Raw genomic sequence first — 15,249 nt, 5'->3', positions numbered from 1 at the left:
TCAGGCATTGGTGGGCAAAAAATTCTGGGCGGCGAAAACCGGGCCGCACCGTGTGACTTGCCCGCACCCATGACGAGGGAGCGTGTATGAGTGTCGGCGTTGTGCGCGAGACGGCTGCGGGGGAGCGTCGGGTCGCATTGGTTCCGAAGGTCGCGGCGTCTTTGGTGAACAAGGGTGTGTCGGTGATCGTGGAGTCCGGCGCGGGTTTGGGCGCGCTCATTCCCGATGAGCTGTACGTGGCTGCTGGTGCCTCGATCGGTGATGCGTGGTCGGCGGATGTGGTGGTGAAGGTTGATGCTCCCACCGATGAGGAGATCGGCAAGCTGAAGTCGGGGTCGTCGCTGATCGGGTTCTTGGCTCCGCGTAATGCCGAGAATCAGATCGGTGCACTCAAGTCTGCGGGGGTGCAGGGGTTTGCGGTGGAGGCGATTCCGCGGATTTCGCGTGCGCAGTCGATGGATGCGTTGTCGTCGCAGGGCAACGTGGCCGGTTACAAGGCGGTGATCTTGGCTGCCGAGCGTTCCACTCGCTTTTTTCCGATGTTGACCACCGCGGCCGGGACGGTGAAGCCGGCGACGGTGTTGGTGCTCGGGGTGGGTGTGGCCGGGTTGCAGGCGTTGGCGACGGCCAAGCGTCTGGGTGCACGTACCACCGGGTATGACGTGCGCCCGGAGGTGGCCGAGCAGGTCAAATCTGTGGGCGGTCAGTGGCTGGATCTGGGTATCGATGCTGCCGGCGAGGGTGGTTATGCCCGTGAACTCACCGACGACGAGCGGGCCAAGCAGCAGCAGGCCCTTGAAGATGCGATCAAGGGGTTTGATGTGGTGATCACCACCGCTCTGGTGCCCGGTCGTCCGGCGCCGCGTTTGGTGACCGCTGCTGCGGTGGAAGGCATGAAGCCGGGGTCGGTGGTGGTGGATCTGGCCGGTGAGACCGGCGGCAACTGCGAGCTGACCGAACCGGGCCAGGACGTCGTCAAGCACGATGTGATGATCTGCTCGCCGCTGAACTTGCCTGCTGGGATGCCCGAACACGCCTCGGAGTTGTACGCCAAGAACATTCTCGCGCTGTTGGAGTTGATGCTCGACGACGAGGGCAACCTCGCCCCGGACTTTGACGACGAAGTGCTGGCCAAGGCGTGCGTGACGCGCGAGACGACTGACGTGAAGGCAGGTGCCTGAGATGTATACGGGTCTATTGGCAAATATTGCGATCTTGGTGTTGGCGGGTTTTGTGGGTTTTGCCGTCATCTCGAAGGTTCCCAACACGTTGCACACGCCGTTGATGTCGGGCACCAACGCCATTCACGGCATCGTGGTGCTCGGTGCGTTGATCGTGTTGGGCCGCTTGCCCGATGACGCCCCGTGGGGTGTGCGGATCATCGCGTTCGTCGCGTTGATCTTCGGAACCCTCAACGTGGTCGGTGGGTTCTTGGTGACCGACCGCATGTTGGGCATGTTCAAGAGCAAAAAGCCTGTGGCCGCCGCCGATTCCGACCCGAAAGCTGAGGCCGGCAAGTGAACAACCTCGTCCAGATCCTCTATATCGTCGCGTTCTCACTGTTCATTTTCGGTTTGTCCGGGCTGACAGGTCCCAAGACCGCGGTCCGTGGCAACTGGATTGCCGCGGCCGGTATGGGTGTGGCCGTTGTCGCGACACTTATCGATATCCGTGACACCTATGCCATCAACTGGATCCTGATCGCAGCGGGTTTGCTGATCGGTGTGATCTTGGGTGTGCCCCCGGCCAAACGCACCAAGATGACGGCGATGCCGCAGCTGGTAGCGTTGTTCAACGGTGTCGGTGGCGGCACGGTCGCGTTGATCGCGTGGGCCGAGTTCATCGAGACGGCAGGGTTTTCCGAGTTCAAGCACGGTGAATCCCCGACCATCCACATCGTGATCGGGTCGCTGTTCGCGGCGATCATCGGTTCGGTGTCGTTCTGGGGCTCGCTCATCGCTTTCCTCAAGCTGCAGGAGTTGATGAACAAGAAGGTCGAGAAGGCATTCGTCAAGAACGCCAAGACCTTCCAGCTCGCCAACATCGCCCTGCTGATCGTTGCTGTGGCGGCGTGTGTGTACATCGGTGTCAACGCCACCCCGGGTGAGGGTTCCTCGCAGTGGTGGATCGTGCTGGTGCTGATCGCCGCCGGCATCATGGGGCTGTTCGTGGTGCTGCCGATCGGCGGCGCCGACATGCCCGTGGTGATCTCGCTGCTCAACGCAATGACCGGATTGTCGGCAGCGGCAGCCGGTCTGGCGCTCAACAACACGGCGATGATCGTGGCCGGCATGATCGTCGGTGCGTCGGGTTCGATCTTGACCAACCTGATGGCCACGGCGATGAACCGGTCCATCCCGGCGATCGTGTTCGGGTCGTTCGGTGGGGGCGGCGGCGCAGCTGCTGCCGGTCCGGCCGGTGAGCAGGGCACCGTCAAGGCCACCAGTGCAGCTGATGCGGCGATCCAGATGGCCTATGCCTCGCAGGTGATCGTGGTTCCCGGTTACGGGCTCGCGGTGGCCCAAGCACAGCATGCGGTCAAGGACATGGCGAGCATCCTCGAAGACAAGGGTGTGGAGGTCAAGTACGCCATCCACCCGGTCGCCGGTCGTATGCCCGGGCACATGAATGTGCTTCTGGCAGAGGCTGATGTGGAGTACGACGCGATGAAGGAAATGGACGACATCAACGGTGAGTTCTCGCGCACCGACGTCACTCTCGTCATCGGCGCCAACGACGTGACCAACCCGGCCGCCCGCAATGATCCGTCGTCCCCGATCCACGGGATGCCGATCCTGAACGTCGACCAGTCCCGCTCGGTCATCGTCCTCAAACGAGGCATGGCATCCGGGTACGCCGGTATCGACAACCCGTTGTTCACCGCACCGGGCACCTCGATGCTCTTCGGCGACGCCAAGAAGTCCGTCGGCCTGGTCATCGAAGAACTCAAAGCCCTCTAGCCGCCTAGGCGCCAACAGTTCCTCCCGGCTTCGGTCAGATCCTCCGGTTGCAGTCGGAGGTTGTGGCCGAAGTCGGAGGGTGTGTGGGTGCGAGCGCCCCTCAGATCAGAACCAGCTGGGGTCGGCGTCCAGAGTTGTGCGGTCCAGGTCGGCCAGCAGATCGAACTGCGGGCCGGTGCGGGGCAGTTCATATCGATAGAAGTACTGGGCCGCAGCACGTTTGCCGTCGTAGAAGTCGCCCTGTGCACCGTCGGCCGCGATGAGTTGCTCGAGCCACATCCAGGCGATCACCACGTGTCCGGCGGCCTCGAGGTAGATCGTTGAATTCGCCAGACTGACCGCCGGGTCACCGGCGGACCACAGCTGTCCGGTGACCTCGACCAGCCGAGCGACGGCTGCCCGCAGGGCCTCTGCCTTGGCTGCGTCCACGCCCGTGGCCCGGTCGATGGTGGCGGAGATGGCGTCGACGAGCAGCTGCAACCCTGCGCCGCCCTTCATCACCACTTTGCGGCCGAGTAGATCCAGACCCTGAATGCCGTGCGTGCCTTCGTGAATGGGGTTGAGGCGGTTGTCCCGGTAGAGCTGCTCGACATCGAACTCTTTGGTGTAGCCGTACCCTCCGAGCACCTGGATGGCCAGGCTGTTCGCTTCCAGACACCACTGCGATGGCCAGCTCTTCGCGATCGGGGTGAGGACGTCGAGCAGGAACTCGATCCGGGCGGCTTCTTCCGGCGAGGGAGCAGTCTGCTGTTCGTCGACCAACTTGGAGCAGTAGAGGCCCAGGGCCAGGGCTCCCTCCACGTATGCCTTCTGCGCCAACAGCATTCGTTTGACATCGGCGTGCTCGATGATGGGCACCGGCGCGGAGGCCGGGTCCTTGCTGGTGGGCACGCGGCCCTGTGTGCGGGTCTTGGCATACTCCAGCGACTGCTGATAACCGGCGTAGCCGAGTGAGGTGGCCAGGAACCCGACACCGATCCGGGCCTCGTTCATCATCCGGAACATGTACGACAGACCGTGATGAACGTCGCCCACGAGATAGCCGACCGCACCGGTCTCCGGCGCCGGCTGATGCTTGCCCTCCCCGAAGTTCAGCAGGGTGTTGGTGGTACCGCGGTTACCCATCTTGTGGTTGAGGCCCACCAGCACAACGTCATTGCGGGTTCCGTCGGCAAGGAACTTCGGCACCACGAACAGCGAGATGCCTTTGACGCCCGGGCCACCATCGGGTGCCTTGGCCAGCACGAGATGCACGATGTTCTCGGACAACTCGTGATCTCCGCCGGAGATCCACATCTTGGTGCCGGTGATGCGATAGCTGCCGTCGTCGACGGGCACCGCCTTGGTGGTGATGTCGGCGAGCGATGAACCGGCCTGCGGTTCGGACAGGCACATGGTGCCGAAGAAACGGCCTTCGAGCATCGGCCGCACCCAGGTGTCGATCTGCTCGTCGGTGCCGTACTCCACCAACAGGTTCGCGTTCGCCATCGTCAGGAAGGGATACGACGACGTGGATGCGTTGGCGGATTGGAACCACGCCATGGCGGCACGGGTCACCACCGTGGGCAGCTGCATGCCCCCGACCTCTTCATCGAATTGGGCCGCGATGAAGCCGGCCTTGCTGAACTCGTCGAGTGCCGCGCCGACCTCGTCGATCATCTCGACCTTGCCGTCGGCACCCATTGTGGGCTCGTTCTGGTCGGCCTTCTTGTTGTGTGGTGCAAACCGCTTGATGGCGATGTCTTCGCTGAGGTCGAGGATGCTGTCGAACGTCTCTCGGGAATGCTCGGAGTAGCGTTCGCGCTCGATCAACGCGGTGACATCAAGCCATTCGTAGAGCATGAAGTCGAGATCGCGTCGGGATAGTGGGGCGGCCATGTGGATCTCCTAGCGTCCGAGCACGGTAAGGCTGTTCGACTTCCATACAACCACCGGACGAGCATGCGGTGGCTCCGAACCTTGCCCCGCCAGGCTCGGCCACGCCGAGCAAAACGCGGTAGGAGCGATCCGGTGTCCGGACGTGCGAATGTGGATTAACTTGTCCGCCTTCGACGGGAGAAATCCATGCCCCGATACCTGACCTACGAGCTCATCGACGACGGCGCCATCGCCCGGATCATGCTGGACCGGCCGAAGACGCTCAACGCTCAGAACCGCGGATTGCTTGTTGAACTCGACGAGGCATTCAAGGCCGCGGAGGCAGACGACCGGGTGCGGGTGATCATCCTCGGCGGCACCGGGCCCATGTTCACCTCCGGCCACGACCTCGGGTCGTCGGACGACCGGGCCGAGCGAGCACCCGGCCCGGACCAGCATCCGACCATGTCGACCTATGGCGGGACCAAAGCGGGCACCGAAGCCCGGATGCTGCAGGAGTGGCACTTCTTCTTCGACAACACCCGGCGGTGGCGCAATCTCCGCAAGATCACCATCGCCCAGACGCATGGCACGGTGTATGCCGCGGGTCTGATGCTGGCGTGGGCCTGCGACCTCATCACCGCGGACACCGACACGATGTTCGCCGACGTGGTCGGGTCGCGCCTGGGCATGTGCGGTGTCGAGTATTTTGGTCATCCGTGGGAGTTCGGGCCGAGACGGGCCAAAGAGCTACTGCTGACCGGGGATTCGATCAGCGCGCAGGAGGCGCATCAGATCGGGATGGTGAGCAAGATCTTCGCCCCCGACGAACTCGCCGACAAGACCCTGGATCTGGCTCGCCGGATCGCTCAGCGTCCGACGGTTGCCTCCCTGCTGATCAAGGAATCGGTGAACCAGTCCGTCGACAACATGGGCTTCTACAACGCGCTGAACGCCTGCTTCTCGCTGCACCAGATCAACCATGCCCACTGGGCCGAGGTGACGGCAGGCGAGACGATCATCGGTACTCCCGACCACGGCGTCGAGAGCTGGAAGACCGCCGCGCCCGTTCACGAACGACAGGTCGATTCGCCCTGGTGAGGGTGCGCCGAGGGCGGCGGTTCGGCGCCCGGACGGCGATCGCGCGCTTGTTACTGACCTGAGACCGCGTGGGTGCGAGGCCGTAGCTCTGGTGCCCTACTGTGGCTGTAGTGACTCATGTTGCGCGTGTGACGCGGATAAACCGGACGTTTGTGGTTGCCGCGGCGGCAATCGGCATGTCCACCGGGGCGGTGGCCATGGTTCCGACCGTGATCAGCCCGACCATCGCCGTGATGCCGACCGCGTCGGCAGGCGACGTGACCGGCATGTACAACGCCGCCCAGCTGGGGTTCCGCACCGGCGACATCGGGACCGGTCTGAACGCCTTGCGCAGGTTGCTCGCGGCGAACCCGCGCGACGCTGATGCACTGGCGCTCCAGGCGCTGTGGTCGGACTACAACGCCGACAGGGTCACCACCCAGGCGGCGGTGAACGCATTGCGGAGTGTCGACCCCGCTCGCGCAGCGGGGATCTCGCGGGCACTGACCGCTGTCGCCACGGGAGTACTGGTCGGTCCCGATCCGGTACCGCGCCTGCTGTCGCCGTCCACCGGCATCGTTCTCATCGGTGTCGGCCCACCGGCGGCCGGTGGTTTCGATGGCGAGACGACCGCCCGGCTGGTGGCGACCTGGCTTCAGGCCGTGGCAGCCCCACGGTCGCCCATCATCGTCGTCGGCAACAACCCCGGCATCCGAGAATGGCTGACGGCAAAGGCCATCGCTTCGTCGATGATTCACGTGGAACCACGTGCAACCACCCTGGTGCAGGGCGCCCTGCTCGGTGCCGAGAAGGCCGCGGAGCTGCGACTTCGCGACGTGGTGCTGGTGACCTCGCCCGACCAGGTGCGCCGCGCGGCCGTCGACTTCCAGGTCGCCGGCGTCAAAGTGGCCCGCGCGACGACAACAATCACCGATCTGTTCGCTCATGTGGCCGTGCCTGCGAAGGTGGACCAGTGGGACATCTACCTCGACGCCTCTCGCGTCCTCGGCCTCCCCGACACGAGGGGCTGAGAGCCGAGCGCACCCTCACGGCGCGGCTGATCCTTGTCTCGATCGTGGGGGTGATGGCGACAGCCTGTGCCCCCGGGATGATCTTCGGTCCCGACTTCGTGTTGTTCACCCCGAAGACAGCCCCGGTGGTCGACCGCGCCGACTGCCTGACCCCGGACATCTACACGGGATTGACCGGCCTGGGGCCGTGGCCCTCGGCGGACATCGCGCCGGCGCCTGAGCTCGGTTACCCACCTGTCGACTTCGCACCGGTGTCGGTGGTGCGGTGTGAACGCGCGCAGAACCCGGCGGGCAACACAACAGTCGACGCCGTGTCGCTGGCCGGCGATGTTGCCGCGGTGGTGGAGGCGTTCTCGATCGAATCGAGGCGCTACCCCGACAACGTATCGATCAGCTGCGCCATCAGTGTGGATCCGGCTGTCGGGCTGTGGTTGGTCGACGCCCGAGGTCGCGCATTCCGGCCGGCCTGGCCGTCGGTCCCGTGCAGTTTTCGGGAGGAGCCCCTTGACGCGCTCAGAGCACTGAACGAAGTCGGACGGGAGTCTTTCGACACCGGGGTCCCGATCACCTTGCCCCGCAATTGCACCGAGCGATCGAGCGGAGGACTTTACGTCGACGATGCCGCACTGAAAGCCGTCCGGCGCGAGGTGGCGGCGGGCGTCGATCCTGTCCTGTCCGTCCTGCCCCTGCCGATCGATGACGTGGGACCGCTGCAGGTGTGTCGTCACGGAGTGGACGAGCCGGTACCCGGCGGGTGGCAGATCTGGCTGTCGGCGCACGAGAGTGCGCAGATGATCCGGTCGTATCTCGACGCACCTGTCGGACCTGCATGTGGCGTTGCCGCCACACAGATGGCTTCGGTGGTGTTGCGTCGACCGGATGGCTCGGGTGGATCGAGTGTGTCGGTGGAGCTCGACGGATGTCGGCGCCTCGGGGACGGCGTCGCACCTGCCTCGCTGATCGACCGCCTCAGCCGATAGTGCGGACCCGGGTGTCAGTCCACCGGCACCGAGCGGAAATGGCTGATCACACGGCCTTCGGCGTACACGTGGAAGGCGAGCCCAGGAGGCTGGCCCTCGTTGATCACCTCGGCACCTTCGAAGGGCAGGTTCAGCGTGGACGCCACCCCCGGCGCGAGGCACACCGGTCGCCCGGCGAAGGCGGTGACCGCACCGGTGTGTGCGTGGCCGCACATGAAGTTGACGATGTTGGGATGTTTGTCGACCAGTGCGATCAGTCGCTCTTCGCCGGTCTGACGAATGGTGTCCATGAACGGCATGTGCAGCATGACCGGAGGGTGGTGGAAGGCGATGAACACCGGGACGTGTGGACCGGCCGAGGAGATCTCGGCATCCATCCACGCGATGGTCGCGTCGTCGAGATATCCCTCGTTGCGTCCGGGAATCGAGCTGTCGCACACCAGGAACAGGCCCCCCGCGATGGTCCGGGAGTGATTGAGGGGCCGGTCGGTGATGTGGGTGCCGAGGAGTCCGTGACTGAACTCGCCGCGGTCGTCGTGGTTGCCCGGACAGATGAGGATCGGCAAATCGCTGCGCAGGGTGGCGGCCGCTTCCTCGTACTGCGACTGCTTGCCGGTGTCGGTGATGTCGCCGGTGATCACGAGCGCGTCGATGCCCTCGGCTCGTGCGTTGATGTAGTCGAGCACAGCGGTGATACGCCGGCGGGCACGGAGGGTCCCGTTGAAATGCAGATCACTCATGTGCGCGACGACGAGCACGTGGCCTCCTTCTGTACGGCTGTGACGACCGATCTGGGGCGACCGATTCGGGCAGCCAGTACTCGGGGTACCCAATTCGGGGCGAACGAGCGAGGGGGTCACGACGAGCGCCAGGCTAGACCGTAACGCGCCGCGAACAACCCGACGCGTTCAGCATCGGCCGATTGCCGGCGTCTCGCGCTCGCCGGCCCGCCGTCACAGGTCCCCGGGCAGCTTGTCCCTGCGAATACCGCGCCAAGAGGGGTGACGCAGATGACCGGTGCTCGTCCAGTCCATGAATCTCACATCGGCCACCAGCTTCGGCAGTACCCATACGGCGTCCGATTCCACCGGCCGATCGAGGCTGCCGATGAACGGCGAGGTCTTGCGACGCAGGGGCTCGAGTTCGTCCATCAGTGACTCGAGCTGGCTGTCGGTGAAACCGGTGCCGACCCGGCCCACATAACGCAGACCGGTTGCCTCCGGTAGCCCCATCAGCAGTGACCCGATGCGTTGACTGCGGCCTCCTTTGCCCGGACGCCAACCGCCGATCACCACCTCGATATCGGTCCAGTTCTTCTGTTTCCGCCACGTCTTCGTGCGACGGCCCTGCTGATAGATGGAATCGCGGCGCTTGGCCACCACCCCTTCCCAGCCCCGTTCACGGCTGAAGGCAACCGCATTCGAGCCGGGACCCTCCAGGAGCGGTGGCAGCTGCACCCGCGAATCCGACGAAAACGCCTGCGCGACTTCCTCGAGCAGCTTGCGTCGGTCCTCCCACTTGAGTTTGAGCAGCGACGAACCGTTGAGGTAGAGGATGTCGAAGAGCAAGAACTTGATGTCGAGGTCGTCGGTGGCCGCGCTGCGCCCGGCGAGCCGGGTGAAGTTGGTCCGGCCCTTCTCGTCGAACGCCACCACTTCGCCGTCGAGCACCACGTCGAGCAGTCCGAGGTCGTCGGCGATGGGGTGGAGTTGGGGGAAGTCCTTGGTCATGTCGATGCCCGAACGCGACGTGAGCTGGAGCTTTCCTTCGATGTAGCGCAACAGGATCCGGTAACCGTCCCACTTGCCCTCGAAAGCCCACTTGTCGTCGGTCAGTTCTTCGATGAGCTCGTCGGTGGCGAGCATCGGTCGTGGGTCGGCGAGGCTGTCGGGCACGATCGGCCGGGGCTCGTCGGACATCAGATGCGCCAACCAGTTCTTGTCGCCGGTCTGGATCAGCGCGTACCGGCCTTGGATGCGTTCGCCGTGCAATCGGACGATGATCTCTTTGTCGCGCCACTTCTCGGTCTCGTAGGTGCCGCGGTCCCAGATCTCGACATGTCCGCCGCCGTATTCTCCGGCGGGGATGTCGCCTGCGAAGTCGGCGTAGTCGATCGGGTGGTCCTCGGTCTGCACGGCGAGCCGATTCTGGTCACCGTCGAGCGGCAGGTTCTTGGGCACGGCCCACGACACGAGCACACCGCCGCGTTCGAGCCGGAAGTCGTAGTGCAGGCGGCGGGCGTGGTGCTCCTGGATCACGAAGATGGGCCCGGCGGCTTGCTCGTCTTCGGATCGGCTGTCGCCGAACGGCTCTGGCGTCTTTCGCTCGTCGCGCTTGCGCCGGTACTCCCCGAGGTCGACCACCGGCGGAGATGCCGCGGCCCGGCCGGGCGCGGGCTTCTCGGGCTTTTCTGGGTTTGCCGCGGCCTCACCGTCGCCGGATTCTGCCTCGAGTCCGATCAGCAGGTCGCCGAACTGTTCGAGCCTGTCCGGCATCTCGTCGAACGGGATGTGCCGGATGTCCTTGTCGGCCAGCTCGTCCCAGTGCCGGGGAGCGGCGACCCAGGGTTCCTCGCGGCCGCGCATCGAGTAGGGCGCCAGCGTTGTCTTGGAGGCGCTGTTCTGGCTCCAGTCCACGAACACCTTGCCGCCGCGCACCGATTTGGTCATCTGGGCAGTCACCAGATCGGGGGTCTCGTTCTGCAACTGGGTGCCGATCTGTCTGGCGACCTTGCGTGCGGAATCCGATGAGATCGCCTTGTCGAGCCGGAAGTAGATGTGGATTCCCTTGGAGCCGCTGGTCACCGGAAAGCACGGCAGCCCGATGCCGTCGAGCATCTCCTTGATACGCAGCGCCACCTTCGCGCACTGGAACAACGTGACGTCGGGCCCGGGATCGAGATCGAGGACCACTCGATCGGTCATGCGATCGACTTTGTACGGGACATCGGCCTGGCCCTGCGGCAGCGTCCACTGCGGCACGTGCAGCTCCAACGCGGCTTGCTGTGCGAGCCATACCAACTCGGCGCGAGAGGTCAGCACCGGGTAGACCACCTTGCGGTCGCTGTGGTCCAGACGGACCCGGCCGAGCCATTCCGGAGCGTGGTCGGGCAGGTTCTTCTCGAAGAACGGGGTCGAGTTCACACCGTCCGGCCACCTCTTGCGGGTCACCGGCCGGTCACGGATGTGCGGCAACATCATCGAGCTGATGTCGCTGTAGTACTCGATGACCTGCGCCTTGACGGTCCCGGTTGCCGGGTAGATCACCTTGTCGAGGTGGGTCACGGCGATCTTGTGGCCGTCGACCTCGAGTGTGTTGCGGCTGGCCATGGTTCGGACTTTCCTGGTGGAGGGGGCTGCGTCTTGTGCGAGATACCTGCACAATGACGATATGCGCTCGATCTGGAAAGGCGATCTCAGCTTTGGCTTGGTCAACGTACCGGTCAAGGTCTATTCAGCGACCGAGAGTCACGATCGCAAATCCCACCAGGTCGACTCGAACGACGGCACCCGCATCCGCTATCGAAAGGTCCGGGAGGGCACCGACGAAGAAGTCGAGTTCTCGCAGATCGCGAACGCGTACGAGAGTGACACCGGTCAGACCGTGGTGCTGACCAAAGACGATCTGGCCGAGCTGCCCGTCCAGCGCAGCCCGGAGATCTCGATCACCGACTTCGTCCCGGTTGATCAGGTCGACCCGATCTACTTCGACAAGCCCTACTACCTGGAGCCGGCCAGCAAGTCGCCGAAAGCGTACGCGCTGATGCGCGAGGCTCTCAAAGACACAGACCGGCTGGCCATCGCCACCTTCACCCTCCGTAACCGCACCCGGTTGGCGGCACTACGAGTGGTCGGAAATGTACTGACCCTCCAGACGTTGCTCTGGCCGGACGAAGTCCGCGAGGCGGCATTCCCGTCACTCGACGAGTCGCCCGACCTCAAGCCGCAGGAACTCAAGATGGCGGCCTCGCTCATCGAGTCGATGTCGGCGGACTTCGACCCGAGCCAGTACGAGGACACCTATCAGAACGAGTTGAGCAAGCTGATCGAGGCCAAGGCCGAGGGCACCGAAGCGTTCACCGCACCCGAGAAGGCGGAGGACGAAGACGACGACTCCGAGGTGGCCGACCTGCTCGCTGCGCTGCGGGCATCGGTGAAGAACCGCACCGGCTCGGCCGACGACTCCGACGACTCCGACGGCAGCGAGGACTCCGATTCGGGCAAGACGCCCGCGAAGAAGACGGCCGCGAAGAAGGCGCCTGCCAAGAAGGCTCCGGCCAAGAAGGCTGCGGCAAAATCAACCGCTGCCAAGAAAGCCCCGGCAAAACGTAAGGCCGGCTGACCCGAAGCCGCGGTTGACCTGCGGTCATACCGAATATCATCCGTGAGGCCGATGGCCGTGGCTCGGTCCTCTGGCAATCTGGACAGATCGAACAGCAACAGAAACAAGAAGCCGGTGGCGCAGTGAGCGAACCGATGAGCGCCAGAGCCCGTCGGCGCGTCACCGCCATCGAGATCGCCGAGGCAGCGGCCCTCGCAGACGTCGCGGCGGCGATCTGTGTATTGAGCCGATTCCTGCCCATCGGGGGCGCGGCCTCATTGGTCGCATCCGTCCCGTTCGCGATCCTTGCCGGGCGTCGGCGACTGCGGGTGAGTCTGCTCGGCGCGCTCACCGGGTACATCGTGGCGTTCTTGTTCGGTGGGTTCTCCGCCGCGAACCTGGTCGGAAGTGCGGCGATCTTCGGCACGCTCTCGGGAATCGCGTTGCGTCGTGGCTGGAACGCTCCGCGGGTCACCCTCACCGCACTGTTCGCGATCGCGGTGCCGTCGGCGGCTGTCGCGACCGGTCTTCTGGCGCTGTTCACCGACTACCGCGAGTTCATGATCAAACAGATCGACAACGGGTGGCGGGGCACCAAGCGATTGATGGACAACGCGGGCTTCGATCAGTTCACGTCCGTGGTCGACCCGGCGGTCAACTGGTGTCTCGACTACTGGTGGATCGCGATCCCCGCGTCCGGAATCGCGGGTGTCACGTTCTCCGCTCTGACCGTGTTCCTCCTTCATCGCCGTCCGGTCCCGCCGATGATCGCCCGACTGGGCACACCGCACACCGACGAACGACGTCCCGACGCCGGCCCCGTCGGCCCCTTGCCCGTGCGTCTGGACAACGTCGCCGTCACGTACCCGGGTGCAACAGAGCCGGTCATCGCCGATGTGTCGATGACCCTCGCGGCCGGGGAACTGGTGGCGGTGACCGGGCCCAACGGCGTCGGCAAATCGACTCTCGCGAAAGTGGTCGCCGGACGTGATCCCACCGCAGGCACCGTCAGCCGGCCGGGGGCGGTCGGACTTGGTCGTCCCGGTGGCACCGCAGTGATCAGTCAGCGGCCCGAGACCCAGGTGTTGGGCATGGTGGTGGCCGATGACCTGGCGTGGGGCAATCCCGGACTCACCGAAACCCAGATGGAGGCATTGCTCGATCAGGTCGGTCTGGGCGGCATGCTGTACCGCGAGACCGGGACGCTGTCGGGTGGTCAGCTGCAACGTCTTGCGATAGCGGCGGCGCTGTCCCGACATCCTGCTGTGCTCATCAGTGACGAATCCACGGCGATGATCGACCAGGAGGGTCGCGCGGCGGTCAACGGAATCTTCCGATCGCTCGCCGACCACGGTGAGACCGCCGTCCTCCAGATCACCCACGACACCGACGAATCGGCCGTCGCCGACCGGGAGATCGCGTTGGATTCCCGGCATTCGTCGGTGTCCACCAAGCTGCGGACCACCACCGGCGCCGGCCGCGCGATCCGCGGCGCTCAGGTCAGTCTGGTCGACGTCGGGTACGCCCACGACGCCGGGACGCCCTGGCACAACCAGATCTTCAGCGGGTTGAACCTGCACTTCGAGCCGGGCTCGGCCGTGCTGCTCACCGGCCCCAACGGGGCCGGCAAATCCACCCTCGCAAGGGTGATGACCGGGCTGCAGCAGCCCACCTCGGGCCGGGTGCTGGTCGACGGGATGCCGGTGCAGAACGGTCGGCAACACGCGTTGCTCGGGTTCCAGTATTCACGCCTGCAGATCGTTCGGTCCCGCGCCCGCGCGGACGTCAAGGATGCCGCGGGTGTCGACGACACCGCGGCCAACGCGGCGCTGCTCGAGCTCGGCCTCAACTCCGCAGTCGTCGGTGATGCGCTGGTGGACGAGCTGTCGGTGGGTCAGCAACGCCGCGTTGCCCTGGCCGGGCTACTCGCCTGCAAGCCGCGACTGCTGGTTCTCGACGAGCCGCTCGCCGGTCTGGATGCCCCGGCCCGCGCCGCGATGGTCACCGCGCTGCAGCGGGTGAAGGCGTCGGGCACCACACTCGTGGTGATCTCGCATGATGTCGGTGAGCTCGACGAGCTCGTCGACAGGACGATTGTCGTCGACGAGGGCACCGTCGACGGGCAGCCGGTCACGCCGGCCCCGCCGCCGTCGAGTCTGAAATCCACTGCGAACCTGGCCAGCGTGGTGCGCACGCTGCCCCACGCCTCACCCGCGCGCAGATGGTGGGTGGGGACAAAACTCGTGGTGTTGGCGGCGATCGCGCTGATGTTCGCACTCGAACCCACCTGGCTCAGTGTTGCCGTCGGCGTCATGATCGCCGCAGGCTGGACCGTGCTGGGCAGGGTGCCGCGCGCTGCCGTTCCCCGATTGCCACTCTGGCTTGTCGGGATCACACTCTTCGGCGGGTTCATCACCGCCCTCGGTGGCGACGAGCCGTACGTCACCGTCGGCGGGGTGGAGTTCGGGCTGGGCGGTGCCGCGTACTGGGGAATCCTCATCTGCATGACGGTCATCTCGCTGTACAGCGCGTTGCTGTTCTGCTGGACCACCCCGATGGTCGAGATACCTGCGTTTGCTCAGCGGCTGGTCGGGTGGGCAGCGCGACTGGGTATCCCCGCGCAGTCGGCCGCGGTGTCGGTGGCCCTTGCCCTGCGGTTGTGTCCCTTCCTGATCAGTGACTTCCGCACCCTGCTGCAGACCATCGCCCAGCGCAGGTCCGACAAAGAGCAGACGGCGCGGGAGAGGATCAACGGGTGGGCGGCCTGTCTGCCGATCGTCTGTTCACTTGCCTGCCAGAACGGACGCGAGCTCGCGGCCGCCATCGAAGCCCGAGGTGGCGTGGGATCGGTGTCCCGATCTGACCGGAGTCCGAGATTTATGGACCTGCTCGTGCTTATCGTGGTCCTCGGGTCGGTAGGCGCGGTCGTCGCGCTGGGATGAGCCCCCGCGGCCACGGCCGCGCGCGGGCAGACGGCCCGGTGCCGCGACAAGTGGAGGTCTGCGCAGTGATTGACGATCA

The 15,249-nt window shown here is 65.1% G+C and carries 11 protein-coding genes; 8 read left to right on the top strand and 3 right to left on the bottom strand.

Translation table 11 applies throughout. The features are described 5' to 3' along the window. Positions 1-86 precede the first annotated feature (86 nt). From W823_RS32775 to W823_RS32765, 3 genes are read left to right on the top strand one after another with little or no spacing between them, the layout of a single operon-like run. A complete protein-coding gene (locus W823_RS32775; RefSeq protein ID WP_023954347.1) occupies positions 87-1,181 on the top strand; it encodes a Re/Si-specific NAD(P)(+) transhydrogenase subunit alpha in 1,095 nt (364 codons plus the stop codon). 1 nt (position 1,182) lies between these two features. Beyond that, positions 1,183-1,521, top strand: coding sequence for an NAD(P) transhydrogenase subunit alpha (locus W823_RS32770; RefSeq protein WP_031331161.1), 339 nt, complete (start codon positions 1,183-1,185; stop codon positions 1,519-1,521). Continuing rightward, positions 1,518-2,960 (top strand): NAD(P)(+) transhydrogenase (Re/Si-specific) subunit beta, encoded by a 1,443-nt coding sequence (locus W823_RS32765; protein WP_023954343.1) that lies wholly within the window; start codon positions 1,518-1,520, stop codon positions 2,958-2,960. Before W823_RS32770 ends, W823_RS32765 begins: the two co-directional genes overlap by 4 nt. A 105-nt stretch (positions 2,961-3,065) precedes the next feature. Here the strand turns inward: W823_RS32765 and W823_RS32760 are convergent, their stop codons facing one another. Beyond that, positions 3,066-4,838, bottom strand: coding sequence for an acyl-CoA dehydrogenase (locus tag W823_RS32760; RefSeq protein ID WP_023954341.1), 1,773 nt, complete (start codon positions 4,836-4,838; stop codon positions 3,066-3,068). Positions 4,839-5,024: 186 nt separating this feature from the next. On the opposite strand from W823_RS32760, the gene W823_RS32755 reads away from it, so the two are divergent. The 3 genes from W823_RS32755 (at position 5,025) to W823_RS32745 (ending at position 7,908) form a co-directional block, all read left to right on the top strand. Next, on the top strand, positions 5,025-5,918 hold the full coding sequence (locus W823_RS32755; protein WP_023954339.1) for an enoyl-CoA hydratase: 894 nt from the start codon (positions 5,025-5,027) through the stop codon (positions 5,916-5,918). A 110-nt stretch (positions 5,919-6,028) separates the two neighbouring features. Beyond that, a complete protein-coding gene (locus W823_RS32750; RefSeq protein WP_161633961.1) occupies positions 6,029-6,928 on the top strand; it encodes a YdcF family protein in 900 nt (299 codons plus the stop codon). Between the two features lie 53 nt (positions 6,929-6,981). Continuing rightward, the gene (locus W823_RS32745; protein WP_152537958.1) at positions 6,982-7,908 is read left to right on the top strand and encodes a hypothetical protein; all 927 of its coding nucleotides are present in this window, start codon (positions 6,982-6,984) and stop codon (positions 7,906-7,908) included. Between the two features lie 14 nt (positions 7,909-7,922). Here W823_RS32745 and W823_RS32740 read toward each other — a convergent pair whose 3' ends face one another. Together W823_RS32740 and W823_RS32735 are read right to left on the bottom strand one after the other, a co-directional pair. Then, positions 7,923-8,666, bottom strand: coding sequence for a metallophosphoesterase (locus W823_RS32740; RefSeq protein WP_023954333.1), 744 nt, complete (start codon positions 8,664-8,666; stop codon positions 7,923-7,925). A 195-nt stretch (positions 8,667-8,861) separates the two neighbouring features. Then, on the bottom strand, positions 8,862-11,237 hold the full coding sequence (locus W823_RS32735) for an ATP-dependent DNA ligase (RefSeq protein ID WP_023954331.1): 2,376 nt from the start codon (positions 11,235-11,237) through the stop codon (positions 8,862-8,864). 61 nt (positions 11,238-11,298) lie between these two features. Here W823_RS32735 and W823_RS32730 point away from each other — a divergent pair, with 61 nt between their 5' ends. Together W823_RS32730 and W823_RS32725 are read left to right on the top strand one after the other, a co-directional pair. Continuing rightward, positions 11,299-12,249, top strand: coding sequence for a Ku protein (locus W823_RS32730; protein WP_023954329.1), 951 nt, complete (start codon positions 11,299-11,301; stop codon positions 12,247-12,249). A gap of 134 nt (positions 12,250-12,383) precedes the next feature. Continuing rightward, complete coding sequence (locus tag W823_RS32725; RefSeq protein ID WP_031331157.1) at positions 12,384-15,170, top strand: DUF2232 domain-containing protein; 2,787 nt, start codon at positions 12,384-12,386, stop codon at positions 15,168-15,170. Positions 15,171-15,249: the final 79 nt, after the last annotated feature.

Origin of the sequence: Williamsia sp. D3, assembly GCF_000506245.1 — a bacterium.
GTDB classification, from domain to species: domain Bacteria; phylum Actinomycetota; class Actinomycetes; order Mycobacteriales; family Mycobacteriaceae; genus Williamsia; species Williamsia muralis.
This window is presented reverse-complemented; position numbering and strand designations above follow the sequence as displayed.